Consider the following 15,711-nt stretch of genomic DNA (forward strand, 5'->3'; position numbering starts at 1 on the left):
TGAGTTTACTTGTCTCTAAGGGAATACGATCACAACTTAAGTTCTTATTTAATATTTAACAATCAACTTAACACCAAACTGTACTAACACTGATAAACTCTAGTACTAAAATACTCATAGCTATTTATTACATTTACTGCAAAAGAAGAAATCATGTTTGATGCACTATCTGAAGAAACCCAGTTAGTTTTAGTTATTATTGGAATAGCATTACTGTTTTTTGTAGTGCGATGGAATTCTGGCAGAAATAAAAAGAAATTATATGATCGCTCGACAAGAGATTTTAGGAAGAATTATTTCAAAAAGAAGAAAAAATGAAATTTCCTTGGTTTTGGACCGCTGTATTAATCGGAGGAATCTTTGTTTATTTAAATGTAAATAAGGCGAAAAAAGATATTTCTAAATATAAAAAAGATAATCAACAAAAAAGAGATGAAGATATACACAAAGACAGGGGATAAAGGCACTACCGCATTATTTGGTGGTACCAGAGTCCCTAAACATCATATTCGTATTGACAGCTATGGGACCGTTGATGAATTAAACTCGCATATCGGTTTAATAAGAGATCAGCAAATAGATGAGCTAAGCAAGACAGTATTAGTGACTATTCAGGACAAATTGTTTACTGTAGGAGCCGTTTTAGCTACAGATCCGGAAAAAGCAACATTAAAAAACGGACAAAAAAGATTAAACATCCCTACTATTTCTATAGAAGATATAACACTTTTAGAAACTGAAATAGATCGTATGAATGAATCTTTACCTCCAATGACTCATTTTGTACTACCAGGAGGACACCAAACAGTGTCATTCTGTCATATTGCACGCTGTGTATGTAGGAGAGCCGAGCGTTTAGCCACAGCGTTATATGAGTTAGACCCTTTTGAAGCAACAACTTTACAGTACTTAAACCGACTATCTGACTATCTATTTGTACTGGCACGAAAGTTGTCCTACGATTTACAAGCAAACGAGATACAATGGATTCCTCAAAAAAATTCTTAGTGCTCAAAAAAGCTTAAAAATAAGTTAAGGGTAATACCCGAAAAATCACGTTCTTATAATTATTGTTGAAATAATTAATTTTTTACTTGACTTTTTAAACTAAAAAATTATTTTTGCAAAAAAATTAAACCAGTAAGCATATGTATTGGACTTTAGAATTAGCATCTTATTTAAGTGATGCACCTTGGCCAGCAACCAAAGATGAGTTAATTGACTATGCAATTCGTACGGGAGCACCGCTAGAGGTTGTGGAAAACCTACAATCAATTGAAGATGAAGGGGATTCGTATGATTCTATAGAAGAAATATGGCCAGATTATCCAACTGACGAAGATTATCTTTGGAATGAGGATGAATATTAAAAAAATATTTAAATAGTATTAAAAGTCTCGCAAGAGGCTTTTTTTTTGCGTAAATTACGCCACCTTCACTAGCTGTCAATAGTCTGTGAAGCATTGTATAATAATGCCTTTTAGGTATAGAGATTACAATAGATTCAAAGAATTGAAGTTACATTTAGAGTTCTTCTTTTTTTAAAGGAGAAACAAGTTAATTTCATTTTAAAATTAAATCTCATTAAAAAACACATAACCATAAATCATGGGAGTTTTAGATTCTGTATTAAAAGTATTCGTTGGAGATAAATCCAAAAAAGATATAAAAGAAATCCAACCAAAGGTTGAATTAATAAAAAAAGCAGCGCAAGGTATCGCTTCTCTTTCTGACAATGAATTACGTGCCAAAACCGTAGAATTCAAAAATACCATAAATGAAGCCCGTGCTGATATCAATGCAAAAATTGATTCCCTTAAAGAAGAAGCGGACGCTACAGAAGATATTGATAGAAAAGAAGATATCTATGGTGAGATCGACAAACTAAAGAAAGATGCTTATGAAGCAACAGAAAAAGCTTTAAACGAAATCTTACCTGAAGCTTTTGCTGTTGTAAAAGAAACTGCTAAGAGATTTGCAGAAAATGAAACTATTACAGTAGAAGCTACCGCTTATGACCGTGAACTTTCTGGAACGAGAGATCATATTAATCTCGATGGAGATCAAGCTATCTGGTCTACAAGTTGGGATGCTGCTGGTAAAGAGGTAAAATGGGATATGATTCACTATGATGTGCAGCTGATTGGAGGTATTGCTTTACACGAAGGAAAAGTAGCAGAAATGCAAACTGGAGAAGGTAAAACCCTAGTTGCTACGCTACCTGTATACCTTAATGCATTATCTGGCAATGGTGTTCATCTAGTTACTGTTAATGATTACTTAGCCCGACGTGATAGCGAATGGATGGCTCCTATATTTCAATTCCATGGATTAACTGTAGAATGTATCGATAATCATAGACCTAATTCTGCAGAACGTAGAGCAGCCTATAACGCAGATATAACTTATGGAACTAATAATGAATTTGGTTTTGACTACCTAAGGGATAATATGTCTCATGCACCGGAAGATTTAGTTCAGCGCCCTCATAATTATGCGATCATAGATGAAGTTGATTCAGTATTAATTGATGACGCTAGAACTCCATTAATTATTTCTGGGCCTATTCCTAAAGGAGATATCCATGAATTTAATGAGCTAAAACCAAAAATTGCTGATATCGTTGGGGTACAACAAAAATACTTAACAACAGTCTTAGCTGAAGCTAAAAAACTTATCAAAGAAGGAAACACTAAAGATGGTGGGTTTAAATTACTTCAAGTTTACAGAGGAATTCCAAAAAACAAAGCGCTAATAAAGTTCTTAAGTGAAGAAGGTGTAAAAATGCTGCTTCAGAAAACTGAGAATTTTTACATGCAGGATAACAATAGAGAGATGCATAAAATTGATGCAGATCTATATTACGTAATAGAAGAAAAGAACAATCAAATTGATCTTACTGACAAAGGTGTAGATTATCTTTCTGGTAAAGATGAGCCTGATTTCTTTGTACTACCTCAGATAGGAATGGAGATTGCTAAAATTGAGAATCTTGGCTTACCAAAAGAAGAAGAAGCAGAAAAGAAAGAAGATCTTTTCAGAGAATACAGCGTAAAGAGCGAACGCATCCACACGTTACGCCAATTACTAAAAGCATACTCTTTATTCGAAAAAGATGTAGAATATGTAGTGATGGACAACAAAGTAAAAATTGTTGATGAACAAACAGGACGTATCATGGATGGACGTCGTTATAGTGATGGATTACATCAAGCAATTGAAGCTAAAGAAAATGTAAAAATTGAAGATGCAACTCAAACTTTTGCCACTGTAACATTACAGAACTATTTCCGTATGTATGGAAAATTATCTGGTATGACCGGAACTGCCGTTACAGAAGCGGGAGAACTTTGGGAAATATACAAATTGGATGTTGTAGAAATCCCTACAAATCGACCTATCGCTAGAAAAGATATGGAAGATTTAGTATACAAAACTAAACGCGAGAAATACAATGCTGTAATCGAACAAGTAACCGAATTATCAAGAGCTGGTAGACCTGTACTTATTGGTACTACTTCTGTAGAAATTTCGGAATTACTGGGTAGAATGCTTACAATTCGTAAAGTACCACACAATGTACTGAATGCGAAACTACATAAGAAAGAAGCGGATATTGTAGCTGAGGCTGGTAATCCAGGAGTAGTTACTATTGCAACCAACATGGCAGGTCGTGGAACAGATATTAAATTATCTGATGAAGTAAAAGCAGCTGGAGGTTTAGCAATTATAGGTACAGAACGTCATGATTCTCGTCGTGTAGACAGACAGCTACGTGGACGTGCTGGTCGTCAAGGAGATCCTGGTAGTTCTCAATTCTATGTTTCTTTAGAAGACAATTTAATGCGTCTTTTTGGATCAGAACGTATTGCTAAAATGATGGATAGAATGGGACTGAAAGAAGGTGAGGTAATTCAGCATTCTATGATTTCTAAATCTATCGAAAGAGCTCAGAAAAAAGTAGAAGAAAACAACTTTGGAGTTCGTAAGCGATTATTAGAATATGACGATGTAATGAACGCGCAGCGTGAAGTTGTATATAAACGTCGTTATCACGCATTGTTTGGAGAGCGTCTTCGTGTAGATCTTGCTAATATGATTTATGATACCGCAGAGGTGATCACAGAATCTAATAAGAATGCTCAGGATTATAAAAACTTTGAGTTTGAATTGATTCGCTATTTCTCAATGAGCAGCCCTATAACTGCTGAGGAGTTCGAGAAAATGGATTCTCAAAAGATTGCTGGAGAAATTTACAAAGCAGCTTATGAGCACTATCAAGATAAAATGAAGCGAAATGCAGAAGCTGCATATCCAGTTATTAAACAAGTATATGAAGATCCTTCTAGTAAATACGAACGTATTTTAGTTCCGTTTACGGATGGAGTAAAAAGCTTAAATGTAGCTACTAACCTAGAAAAAGCTTATGAAAGTGAAGGAAAACAATTAATTACTGATTTTGAAAAAAATATCACTTTAGCAATTATTGATGACGCTTGGAAAACACATCTTCGTAAAATGGATGAGTTAAAACAAAGTGTACAATTGGCAGTTCACGAACAAAAAGATCCATTATTGATCTATAAATTCGAAGCTTTTGAATTATTCAAAGTAATGATTGAAGAGGTTAACAAAGATGTTATTTCTTTCTTGTTCAAAGGAGAGTTGCCAACTGGTAACACTCAGGACATTTCTGAAGCTCGTCAGGTACGAAAAAAAGAGAATTTAGAAACTTCTAAAGAAGAAATCCCTAATATGGATGAGCGTGCTGCACAAAACAGAGCTGCTGGAGAAACACAACAACGTCCTCAGGTAACAGAAACTATTGTTAGAGAACAACCAAAAATTGGACGTAATGATAAGGTTACCATCAAACATGTAATGAGTGGAGAAAACAAAACGGTAAAATATAAGCAAGCAATTCCTTTAATAGAAAAAGGAGAATGGGTTCTTATTTCTGAATAAATCCCTAAAACGCTTAACTTAAAACAACCCTGAAGTAATACCTCAGGGTTGTTTCATTTTTATATCATATATCTCGTTTACTTAAGCAAGGGACTTTCTATACATTGTAAAAAACAAAAATGGAAGATACCCTACTACAAAAATAAAAGCACCTGCTAACAATAGCACCTCTGCTCCCATCCAATGCATCAATTTAAACAATCCTGATAAACCTACAATAACACCAGAAACACAACCTAAAACAATTTTTAAGCGCTCTGAAAGCGTTTTTGCAATCGCTACTTTATATCTATCAATAGCTAGCATCGGAACAAAAATCAACAACAACAATAGAAAACCTGTCATAAAAAGTTTATTAGCACCAGGATACCATAATATTTTAAATACAACACCTACTGTTAATGTTAACGCTCCAATAAATCCAATAAAATACATCAGTTTTTTCATCATAATAATTCGTTTTGAGTTTAATAAAAAAATTGTTTTTCGTTCTAAATCGATTAATCCATTAGGTGCCAATTCTGATATAGCATCTCGTAATGATTGATCAAATGTTCTTCCTCTCTTAAGATCACTCTCTACAACACAACATAGATGATCTTCTATATCATCTCGTAATTCTAATAGTTTAAATCCTTGTTTATCTACAAAATTTTTAATTTTCTTTTCTTGTTCACTATTCAATTTCATATAGCATCTAGTTTTGGAAAAATAACTTTATTAAGTGTTTCCATAAAATCCTTAAGCTCCTCTATATAATTTACTTTTTCTTCTTTCCCTTTGGATGTAAGCAAATAGTACTTTCTAATTCTTTTACCGATATATTCTTCTTCACAAGACAACAAACCCTCTTTTTTCATTTTCTGTAAAGCAGGATAGAGTGACCCATCCTTTAATAATATTTTACCATCTGATCGCTCTTTTACTTGCTGAAAAATCTCATAACCATACATTCTACCTTTTTCAGATAATAAGTTGAGAATAATTACAGACAGTGTTCCCTTTAAAAGTTCTTTTGAATACATAGATCAAATATACATAAAAATACAATACATCATAATTCTATGTATTTAATTTTAACATTATTTAAGATAAATAGTGAGCAACCTTTAAACACATAAACCATCCTATAATAAAATGTTATATGAAAAAAAAATTCCTTTTGCTTGTCATAATACTAACAATAAGTATTTCTTGTAATAATGATGATGAAATAATAGAAATCACTAACATTAGAGTGAATCATTATCAGGACACTGGATTAGTTACATTTTGGGGAGATTTAGGTGTTATTATACTAACCCAAGAAGGAGATCAGATTGGAGAAGAAGAATTTACAAATTCCCATGAAAAAATACAGGGATTTGAATATGGATTAGGGTTTATTCATGATTTACAAGTCAGCAAAACCCACATCCCCGATCCTCCACAAGATGGTTCTAGTATAAGAATTGACTTAATTAGAGTGCTATCCAAAACAGCCGTTTCGTCAAATACAGAATTTAAAGTACGATTAACAATGAATACAACCGATGGAACCTTTTACAACTGGACAACTGTAGATCAGGAAAACAACCATGCACTAATAAACTCTTCAATATCTATCGATTGTCAAGATCTATGTTTGGAATTATCTAATAAAATCAATAATCAAGAACAGTTAACAGGAGTATTTACTCATGGATCTGATAATCAATATGTTTTAAAAGAAATAATAAACGAATAATACACACTAATTACAAATAAAAACAAAGCGGGTTCTAATCGAACCCGCTTTATTCTTGTATTTGTTTATCCCCTTTAAACTTCCTACAAATCAGTTAATGTAGCTTGAGTTTCTATAAATTTTTCAACAACAACAGAATCCCCTTTACTATTTTCTAATATATATAATCCTACTGGTAATTGACTTAAATCTATTTCATTTGTTGTTTTAGACAATACGTGAATAGTATCTTTTACTTCAAATAATTTTAATTTGTCTCCTTCTTCAAAATCCACTACTACGATTATATCACCTTGTCTTTCAATATTCAATAAGTTTTGGTTTGAATTTACATAGTTATTGATGAAATCTTTCTCTACATTCATTTCTTCATCTCCAGTAACATCAGCAAATTGAGCATCATCCCCCACTATAAACTCTTCTTCTTGTAAAATAACCGCGCCATCAATCATCAACTCCTCTTCTTGACGGTTAATCACTAAAGACTTACCTTCATTGTTTTCTAATAAATAAGAACCAACAGGTAATTGACTTAAGTCTATTAATGAATATGATTTAGATAAGATATGATCCCCTGTTTCAAGTTCAAACAACTTTAATTTATCTCCTTCTTCAAAATTTAACACCTCAACAGTTAAACCATCCATATGAACAGTAAGTTTGTTGTCTTCATTGGCTGAAATGATAAGAGATAAAAATAGACTGAATATTAGGGCTATAACTTTCATTTTTTCTGGGGCTTTAAAGTTAAGTTATTACGGCTTTACCATACAAGAATAACACAAAAAACTTACGCCACCAACTAGAAATCAGACTTTTAGATGAAATAACACGGATTTTCGTTCAACTACAAAGGTTTTGTTAATTTTTACAACAAAACACTGATTATCAAGTTATTATATTTAAAAAATCATAAAAATACTGATGAAAGGCGTTTTAAAATCGATCAAAAACACAAAAAACTCCCAAGTTCTTATCTGTTTTCATATTATTTTACATTTTGATTATCTCACGTATTAATCAAACAAACCTAAAACAACACAACAATTAGCTTAAATTTTAAGTAATAAATTAGGGTTTGGGCAATTTTGCAAAAAATACCGCAATTCTTTTTTATTAGATACTCCTGGATAATCGCCTACATTACCCTGCATATCCTTAATAATCTGAAAATGTAAGTGAGGGGCATAATCACCATTCACAGATGCATCCCCTAACTTAGCTACCACATCTCCTGCACGAAAGTGTTGTCCTATCTTTATATCTTCAATTGATTTTTCGCTTAAATGTCCATATAATGTATAAAAGATCACTTTTTCTATCTTATGCTCTAGAACTATAGTAGGCCCGTAATCGCCAAAGTTTTTGTTATTTTTAAAACTATGAATTTTTCCTTCTAATGGAGCTAAAACATCAGTCCCTGCATCACACCAAACATCCAATCCGAGATGTATATTACGTTCGGTTTCTGGGTCTTGTTGGTTAAAATGTTTACTTCTTCTATAAATACCTCTGGTTTCATTATAACCACCAAAAGCTACCTCAGCCGCATTCTTGATCAAATATCTATTTATATAACCTTCAAAAGCCTTAGAAGAAGATACATCAATACGCTCTAAATCTTTATTATATATTGACAGATCTATAGAAACATAATTCTCTTTTAAAAAATCAGGATCAACAATAGGTATAAAACTACGGGATAGGCTCTCTATAAACTGAGAAAATGAATCATTCATCATAAAGTACTTTTTGAAATATTATTAGGTGTTTTCGAAACCCAATTCTTAGGCAACTGTTTTAGTAACGATTTTCTAAATTTATGATAATCAACAGTAATCGTATGTCTAGGTGTATTAATCTGTTTGTAGTGTGGATGTGTTATTTCTCGTTGACATAATTTTTTGATAGTAGAAGGCATTTTCCAGTCTCCCGTAAGGTAATTTGCCAGTATTTTACTTTGTAATTCTGATCCCGGCCAAATACATCCTAAAGGCTGGAATAATCCAATAAAAAAAAGGTTATGAAATTCTTCGTGAAACATCTTAAGGTATAGTGGAACTGGTCCATCACTATAATCGATAAATGAAGAATCAAAAAATGAATGTTTTAATACATAGCCCGTGCATGCTATAATTACATCATAATCTTCTTTTGTTCCATCTTTAAACCATACTATTTTACCATGCAGTCTTTCTATGTCAACTTTTGGATGCACTTTTCCATGTCTTACTTTATACAAAAGTTCATCATTAATCGTTGGATGTGTTTCACCAAACTTAGTTTTCACTTCTGGCAAACCGTATAATTTATTCTTCCCTAGCATAAGGCGTAACAACCTATCATTAAACCAACCTCTAATTTTTACCGGAAGCCATGCAGATCTTGATCCAACAATGTCTGAGGGTAATCCAAAAAAGAATTTGGGTATTATTCGATAACCTCTACGCCAACTAATTGCTGTTTTTTTACTTACCCTACTTGTCTCGACAGCTACATCACAAGCAGAATTACCCCCACCAATTACTAAAACTTTTTTATTTGCAAATGGTGCTGCCTTTTTATACTCATGAGAGTGTATAAATTCTCCAGAAAAATGACCAGGATATCTAGGAACTCTAGGGACGGAATGATGTCCATTACAAACTACTAAATCTGTAAACATTTCTTTTCTTTCATCTCCATTTTGCAGTATGGTAATTTCCCATTCACGATCACTTATACGATCACAATGCTTTACTATAGTTCCAAATTCTATATAAGGATAGAGCTCAAAATGTTTAGCATACGCTTGAAAATATCTTCTTAATTCATCATGAGATGGGTAATCTGCTACAGTAGTATCAAAATCATCAAAAGTAAAATCTTCATACTGCGAAAGTGTTTTGGAACTAATTATATGTGTCGTTTCGAATACACTAGAATGACTAACATCTTCTGAAAAAATCCAGTTACCTCCTACTTCCTGATTACGATCATAGACAACAACTGTTAGCTCTTTGTCTTTCAAATTTTTTAGAGTAGTAATACCACTTGGTCCAGCTCCTATAATACATATTCTTGATTTCATAAACTATAACCCTGTTATCCAAAGCAGCTTGTAAAATAAAGAATGTATATAAGTTTAAAAAGTATTTTATGATTTAGATTAACAACAGAAGCAGTTTAAATAGAATATATCTTATCTATCCTTCTTTTAATTACTGTTATCTGTACTGTAAATAATATGGCAAGAAATATAATACCATATGTTGTAGTAGCATGAAGCCTAAAATCGGAAAAGGGATTCTTAAAATCACGTAGACTAAATAATGGAAAATCGAATTTACGCAAAGCCCAAGTTCCATCTGATAAAAACGGTAAAGAAATTAAAATTCCAATTACTATTAAACCAATAACAACCCATGCTTTTCTTGAGATCAAAGGTTGATAAACTAGCGGTTTATTTGAAGAAGTGTTTTCTACACTAACATTACGCATCACATTTTGCAAAAAATCTACTGAAGGATTTTCTACACCTGCTTCTTTTACTAATTTCTTTATGTCATTAAATTGCTCTTCCATTGCTAGTATTAATTTCTGGTGAAATGTGATACTTAAGTATCGAATATAGTTTTTTTCTACTTCTATATAGTTTTATTTTTATATTATTTTCTGTAATTCCTACAATAGCTTTAATTTCTTTTACACTCTTCTCTTCAAAATAATATAAGGTTACAATAACAGCTTCTTCTTCAGGAAGCTTAAGAATACTATCGGAAATAATCTGTTTCCGTTCTTTATCCTGTAAATAACTTAATGCGTCATTTACATTGGTCACTTCTCCTTCACTTATCTCCTCTATTAATTCTGTAGCAACGAATCGTTTTTTAGTTTTTATTGCGTCTAAGCTTTTTCTATATGCAATAGTATACAACCAAGTAGAAAACTTAGCTTCTCCTCTATAATTAGATAAGGATTTATACGCTTTAATAAAAGTATCCTGTGCAATCTCTTCTGCTTCTTCTTTATTTCTAACAATTCGATATATTACAGTATACACCAAATTTTGATAACGCTCTACTAATGTCGAAAAAGCGTTTACATCTCCTTCTAACACTTGTTTAATATAATATTGATCTGATTGATGGTTCATTTATACATTAGACGATACCTTTTTATAACTGGTTACACTCCTTACGTAAAAAGATACAAAATAATTTTTCATCTTTTCTGTAACCGAACTTTACATATCAACGTCATAGATAAAAAACGAACAGTTAAATTTTTTAAATCTAAAAATTATGAGTTTTATCGAAGTACTAATACCATTATCTATATTCGGATGTATTTTTGGTATTTTTTATTTATTTATTACCGCCCGCAATAAAGAGCGTATGTCTCTTATTGATAAAGGAGCCGATGCTTCTATTTTTTACAGCAGTAAAACTAAAAGAGTAACTCCCATTTGGAAAGTTTTCATTCTTAATTTTTCATTATTATTAATGGGGATTGGTTTAGGTATTTTTATAGCAGGAATACTGCACTATAGCTTAGGTGTAGATGGAGAAGTAGCATACCCAGGAACTATCTTTTTAATGGCTGGGGCAGGATTATTTACTGGTTTTAAAATGACTAGCAATTTAGACAAATAAACTTTTAAATAGTTTATAAAATATAAAGACCTATCATTTCTGATAGGTCTTTCCCCCAAATTCTACTTATTCTATAAAAATAAATAATTAATTTTAATTTTCTAGTTGAATGCCACAGTTTCAGTAAATTCTAGATCAACATCAAACTTCTCTACAACTACTGATTGCCCTCTATCATTTTCTAAAATATATTTACCGGTAGCCAACTGCGTAAGATCTACAACTTCTGTTGTTTTTGATAAAACGTGAATTTTACCAATCATCTCGAACAATTTAATCTTATCTCCTTCTAAGAAGTCTACCACTGTAATAACATCTCCATTCCTTGTTATTCCTAAAGGATTTAATTCTGACTTTAAATAGTATTCTTCTAACTCTTCCTCTACAGTTACATCATTTGAAGACATTGACTCGCTATCATACTCCACGATATATTCAGTACCAAGTTCTTTCTCGATTACTATATCATTTTCACTTTTTTCGATTACAACAGACTTACCTTCACTATTTTCCAATAAATATTTACCTGATGGTAATTGACTAAGATCAATCTGTCCTCTTGTTTTAGATAAAATATGATCTCCGGTTTCAACTTCAAACATTTTTATCTTATCTCCTTCTTTAAAATCGACAACTACTATAACAAATCCTTCTCTTGCTATTTGCAGATCATCATCCTCAAATCTAGCATTTAGATTTGTTAGGAAGAATAAACTGAAAATAAAAATTAAAGCCCTCATTGTCTGGATATGTTTATTGTAATGTTATTACGTGATTACCACACAATAATATTGTTAAATTATCGTTTCCCGAAAAAAAACACCAACTTTTAGATCAAACGTTTTTGATTTTCGACAAATGACACAAAAAGGTGCGTTTATTTAATTTTAAAATTACAAATAATTGATTATCAAGTATTTATTTTTTGTAAGGTTTCGAAAAAAACGACAAAAAGCACATTATTTAGACGAAAAAACCAGATTTTAATATTCGTACTATTATAATTTTCTTAAAAAAATATTAACAATTAGCTTTAAATGTGAATAAATTAACATTTATTCAAACAATTTTCATGTCAAAATTAGCTTGATTTTTGATTTACAATCACTTAACATAAAACTCTGGATTTGATAACTTCTCGACAATAACTTTTCGCCCATCTTTATCTACTAGAAGGTATTTACCTGCAGGAAGCTGAGTAAGGTCGAAGATTCCTCTTTTTGTTTTATAGGTAATAATCCTACCTGTTCTTAACTCAAACAATTTTACTTTGTCCCCATCTTTAAAATTGACTACAGTGATGATGTTGCCATTACGTTTGACGATGAGGCTTTCGTCATTCCCATTATTTCCAAACAAAACTGTAGCAGATATTAAAGAAAAAATTAGTAATAATTTTTTCATAAGCCACTGAAATTAAATTAATTATGATCTGTATTTTCCCACTTTAAATTTACTATAAAATCAGAATAGACAAAAGAACCTTAAAACTTTTTAGTTTAAATTTCAATATGGTCGACTAAATACATAATTAAACGATTTTAGAAACAAAAATGTAGTACTCCGTTTACAAGAAGAAATCCTTTTACAAGTAAAACACAACAACAAAAAAAGCTCTACTAAACTGATTAGCAGAGCTTTTAAACAATTAACACATTATTATAAAATTATTGTAGTATGATATCGCTATACTTGGCGTTTATAGTTATAACCCTATCAGTATTTCTGGTTTGATTGAATCCATTGACGAATACATTTCCAAAATTTCTTCTTGCATTTACCTCCATGGTTTTCGGTAATGAGATTCTACTTTGCATTCCACTATAGGCTATATTAAATGCTACTTCTGGTAATTTCAATTTAAAATCACTATTCTCAACCGCTAAATCTAATGTCGAGAATGACTCTAAAAGATTTGCTACAGTAATTGCTCCAAAACTTCCGGATATAGCAGCATTATCTTCTAGTTCTTGAATAAAAATATTGCTAGAATCTGCATTTACCCTAAGGTTTTTAGCGTTTTGAATCCTGCAATTCTTCACGTAATTAACTGCTAATCTACCATTATTCCATTGTTTAATATTTACCGGAGAATACGATGTTCTAATAAATGTCCGATCTCCATCGATAACATTAGCTTGTAGGCTTGTATGGGATAAAGAAGCAATTATATTCGTAGTTTTTTCTGCTAATTGTACATCTCCATGTCTAATATTTAATTTAAGTAATGCTGCTTTCGGCATTTTTACTTTTACAATTCTATGAATAGTTCCTGAGTTATTCATTCTAGAACTATATCTATATACGGTAACGTTAGAACCATTTGTTTGAGTAATTTCTAGATCACCAGAGAATTGTGATGCCCAAGCTTGCATTCTTCGAGCAAACTCTTCTCCTGCCCAATTCTGAGAACTCAATTCAGAATTTGGTTGGATTTGTTTTACATTCTTACTTAGTTCTTTTGTCCAACTCTTTACAACATTCTCATAATTATCACCAAACTTTTCTTTTATCTGGTCTCCCCATTGTTGAATATATTTTTCTTCATTTTCTTTAAACTTATTCGTATCAAAATTCATACTAGCCAGGTTTTCGGAAAGAGCACTTGGCATCGGATTATTCTCTATGTTCTTTAAAATAGGCTTTAGCATATTAGAAATAACTGGCTCCAATCGTCTAAGTTCTGGTGAGTTGATATTTTGTGTATTGGAAACAGCTGCTTTTCCTGACCAAAAATTACCCGTAATAGAATTTATAGTAATCTCTTTACTATTGCCTAAAGCTTCTATTTTCCAATTTTGTAATAGCCGCTCTTTATTTTCTTCTGTAATATTATCCCCCTCTATGTACGCTTCTATCTCAACGGAATTTTTATTCCAAGTTTCGAACACAACTTCGGTATGGCTAGTATTTAGATGAATTGCAACATCTTTATTTACTACAAACTTTTCACTTAACTTGTCTTGTCTATTCTGAGCAAATACTCCAGAGAAACATACTAGACTAAGCGTTACAAGATTAAGCTTGTATATCAATGTAATTTTCATTCTCAATTTTTTCTAATTCTTTTAGTTTGTCTTTTAATCTCTTTAAGAGCGATAGTCTAAGTGTTAGATTTTCTATCATTGCTTCCGCACTTTGCTCATTAGGTCCTATCTCTATTAATTCTTTATTAAGATCTTGATATTCTCTATTTAAATTCTCTAACCTCTTCATAAAACTTTCTACTAGCTCCCTATTAGAATCATCCACATTAATTTGAGATAACTGAAACTTTATTCCTGTTAGCAAATAATTTTCCGTTTTTTCATATTCAGGAAACATTTCGGCTAATGAAGATGTCTGCTTACTCAAAACCACTGTAGCATTTTTCACATCTGGAGTATTGGTATCAACAATTTTAGTATTATTACCATTATTATTTCCAAAATCATTAAAAGCGAACATAGATATTGATAAGATTACCACAACACTGGCTGCAATTCTTAACCAACCATAGTTAAATTTCCTAGCTTTTTTAGGAAGTTCCTCCTCCAATCTTGCCATAAAACGATTCTGATGTCCTTCTGACAAACGTTCTGAAGGAATTCTGTTGTCTTGTTTTAATAACTCTCTAATATCCTGTCCCATCTCTCAAATGTTTTAATTGATCCTGAAGTTGTTTCTTTCCTCTATGTACTAAAGTCCTTGAAGCAACTGGAGTAATATCTAATATTTCACTGATCTCCTTATGATCATATCCTTCTATTAAAAATAGCATTACAGCATATTTATATTTCTCAGGTAATCTTTCTATTGCTCCCTTTACTTCGTCAACCGTTGTAGAATCAGCAACAGACCAATCATCCTGCTCTTCTACGGTAGACATCACCTGCTCATTAATAGCAACCATATTCATCTTCTTCGCTTTGAGCATATCAATGCTCTTATTAATCACTATACGTTTTAGCCACGCACCAAAAGTCACATCACCGGTAAACTGATGAAGTTTTAAAAAGGCTTTAATAAAAGATTCTTGCATGGCTTCTTCAGCCTCAAAAGGATCTTTTAGAAATCGTAATGCTACATAATACATACCATCACAGTATTTATTATAAAGCTTCATCTGTGCTTTACGATCATTAGCCCTACATTGTTCTATTAGCTCGCTCTGTAACAAACTTTTCTAAATTTTGGTTAGTGATTACTTTCTTAAAACTGTTCTAATTACTATTCTCTTCTAAAGACGACAGGGAATATCAATTTGTTGCAAAATTAAAGATAAAAAAAACAAAAAAACAAAACACACTGAATATCAATTTGTTAAAAAAAAATCACGAAACGAAGTAAGCTTTTTATAAAAGATAAGACTATTGAAATACACTAATTCTGTTAATCACAAATTAT

19 protein-coding genes are annotated in these 15,711 nt (G+C 31.7%); 7 read left to right on the forward strand and 12 right to left on the reverse strand.

Annotated features, from left to right (window positions below):
* Window positions 1–153 precede the first annotated feature (153 nt).
* From D1815_RS23625 to secA, 5 genes are all read left to right on the forward strand, one after another.
* Window positions 154–318, forward strand: a complete 165-nt coding sequence (locus tag D1815_RS23625; RefSeq protein WP_155839784.1) for a hypothetical protein — start codon at window positions 154–156, stop codon at window positions 316–318.
* Window positions 315–461 (forward strand): hypothetical protein, encoded by a 147-nt coding sequence (locus D1815_RS23630; RefSeq protein WP_158594437.1) that lies wholly within the window; start codon window positions 315–317, stop codon window positions 459–461. The genes D1815_RS23625 and D1815_RS23630 overlap by 4 nt, the downstream gene beginning before the upstream one ends.
* Window positions 433–1,008: a cob(I)yrinic acid a,c-diamide adenosyltransferase gene (locus tag D1815_RS10305; protein ID WP_027395499.1), complete on the forward strand. Its 576-nt coding sequence runs from the start codon at window positions 433–435 to the stop codon at window positions 1,006–1,008. Before D1815_RS23630 ends, D1815_RS10305 begins: the two co-directional genes overlap by 29 nt.
* Before the next feature lie 140 nt (window positions 1,009–1,148).
* Window positions 1,149–1,370: a DUF2795 domain-containing protein gene (locus tag D1815_RS10310; protein ID WP_006989959.1), complete on the forward strand. Its 222-nt coding sequence runs from the start codon at window positions 1,149–1,151 to the stop codon at window positions 1,368–1,370.
* A 238-nt stretch (window positions 1,371–1,608) separates the two neighbouring features.
* Complete coding sequence (secA, locus tag D1815_RS10315; protein WP_027395498.1) at window positions 1,609–4,965, forward strand: preprotein translocase subunit SecA; 3,357 nt, start codon at window positions 1,609–1,611, stop codon at window positions 4,963–4,965.
* 81 nt (window positions 4,966–5,046) lie between these two features.
* Here the strand turns inward: secA and D1815_RS10320 are convergent, their stop codons facing one another.
* Window positions 5,047–5,655, reverse strand: a complete 609-nt coding sequence (locus D1815_RS10320; protein ID WP_035086670.1) for a hypothetical protein — start codon at window positions 5,653–5,655, stop codon at window positions 5,047–5,049.
* Window positions 5,652–5,990, reverse strand: a complete 339-nt coding sequence (locus D1815_RS10325; RefSeq protein WP_027395497.1) for a PadR family transcriptional regulator — start codon at window positions 5,988–5,990, stop codon at window positions 5,652–5,654. Before D1815_RS10325 ends, D1815_RS10320 begins: the two co-directional genes overlap by 4 nt.
* A gap of 119 nt (window positions 5,991–6,109) precedes the next feature.
* Here D1815_RS10325 and D1815_RS10330 point away from each other — a divergent pair, with 119 nt between their 5' ends.
* The gene (locus D1815_RS10330) at window positions 6,110–6,691 is read left to right on the forward strand and encodes a DUF4377 domain-containing protein (RefSeq protein ID WP_118386834.1); all 582 of its coding nucleotides are present in this window, start codon (window positions 6,110–6,112) and stop codon (window positions 6,689–6,691) included.
* 83 nt (window positions 6,692–6,774) lie between these two features.
* On the opposite strand, the gene D1815_RS10335 is transcribed toward D1815_RS10330, so the two are convergent.
* The 5 genes from D1815_RS10335 to D1815_RS10355 all read right to left on the reverse strand — a co-directional run bounded on the left by D1815_RS10335 (window position 6,775) and on the right by D1815_RS10355 (window position 10,826).
* Window positions 6,775–7,419 (reverse strand): hypothetical protein, encoded by a 645-nt coding sequence (locus D1815_RS10335; protein ID WP_118386835.1) that lies wholly within the window; start codon window positions 7,417–7,419, stop codon window positions 6,775–6,777.
* A gap of 324 nt (window positions 7,420–7,743) precedes the next feature.
* Window positions 7,744–8,433: a peptidoglycan DD-metalloendopeptidase family protein gene (locus D1815_RS10340; protein WP_118386836.1), complete on the reverse strand. Its 690-nt coding sequence runs from the start codon at window positions 8,431–8,433 to the stop codon at window positions 7,744–7,746.
* Window positions 8,430–9,761, reverse strand: a complete 1,332-nt coding sequence (locus tag D1815_RS10345; RefSeq protein ID WP_118386837.1) for an NAD(P)/FAD-dependent oxidoreductase — start codon at window positions 9,759–9,761, stop codon at window positions 8,430–8,432. The genes D1815_RS10340 and D1815_RS10345 overlap by 4 nt, the downstream gene beginning before the upstream one ends.
* A 95-nt stretch (window positions 9,762–9,856) precedes the next feature.
* On the reverse strand, window positions 9,857–10,255 hold the full coding sequence (locus tag D1815_RS10350; protein WP_118386838.1) for a hypothetical protein: 399 nt from the start codon (window positions 10,253–10,255) through the stop codon (window positions 9,857–9,859).
* Complete coding sequence (locus D1815_RS10355) at window positions 10,239–10,826, reverse strand: RNA polymerase sigma factor (protein ID WP_118386839.1); 588 nt, start codon at window positions 10,824–10,826, stop codon at window positions 10,239–10,241. Before D1815_RS10355 ends, D1815_RS10350 begins: the two co-directional genes overlap by 17 nt.
* 148 nt (window positions 10,827–10,974) lie before the next feature.
* On the opposite strand from D1815_RS10355, the gene D1815_RS10360 reads away from it, so the two are divergent.
* A complete protein-coding gene (locus tag D1815_RS10360) occupies window positions 10,975–11,325 on the forward strand; it encodes a DUF6249 domain-containing protein (protein ID WP_027395492.1) in 351 nt (116 codons plus the stop codon).
* Between the two features lie 101 nt (window positions 11,326–11,426).
* Here the strand turns inward: D1815_RS10360 and D1815_RS10365 are convergent, their stop codons facing one another.
* The 5 genes from D1815_RS10365 to D1815_RS10385 all read right to left on the reverse strand — a co-directional run bounded on the left by D1815_RS10365 (window position 11,427) and on the right by D1815_RS10385 (window position 15,430).
* On the reverse strand, window positions 11,427–12,065 hold the full coding sequence (locus D1815_RS10365) for a hypothetical protein (RefSeq protein ID WP_118386840.1): 639 nt from the start codon (window positions 12,063–12,065) through the stop codon (window positions 11,427–11,429).
* Between the two features lie 364 nt (window positions 12,066–12,429).
* Window positions 12,430–12,729 (reverse strand): hypothetical protein, encoded by a 300-nt coding sequence (locus tag D1815_RS10370; protein WP_027395490.1) that lies wholly within the window; start codon window positions 12,727–12,729, stop codon window positions 12,430–12,432.
* Between the two features lie 263 nt (window positions 12,730–12,992).
* Window positions 12,993–14,372: a hypothetical protein gene (locus D1815_RS10375; protein WP_027395489.1), complete on the reverse strand. Its 1,380-nt coding sequence runs from the start codon at window positions 14,370–14,372 to the stop codon at window positions 12,993–12,995.
* Window positions 14,344–14,955 carry a hypothetical protein gene (locus D1815_RS10380; RefSeq protein WP_118386841.1) on the reverse strand — a complete coding sequence of 204 codons (612 nt, stop codon included), beginning with the start codon at window positions 14,953–14,955 and terminating at the stop codon, window positions 14,344–14,346. Before D1815_RS10380 ends, D1815_RS10375 begins: the two co-directional genes overlap by 29 nt.
* On the reverse strand, window positions 14,939–15,430 hold the full coding sequence (locus D1815_RS10385; protein WP_051336370.1) for an RNA polymerase sigma factor: 492 nt from the start codon (window positions 15,428–15,430) through the stop codon (window positions 14,939–14,941). Before D1815_RS10385 ends, D1815_RS10380 begins: the two co-directional genes overlap by 17 nt.
* Window positions 15,431–15,711 lie beyond the last annotated feature (281 nt).

The sequence above is a fragment of the Aquimarina sp. AD1 genome, from assembly GCF_003443695.1.
GTDB classification, from domain to species: Bacteria; Bacteroidota; Bacteroidia; order Flavobacteriales; family Flavobacteriaceae; genus Aquimarina; species Aquimarina latercula.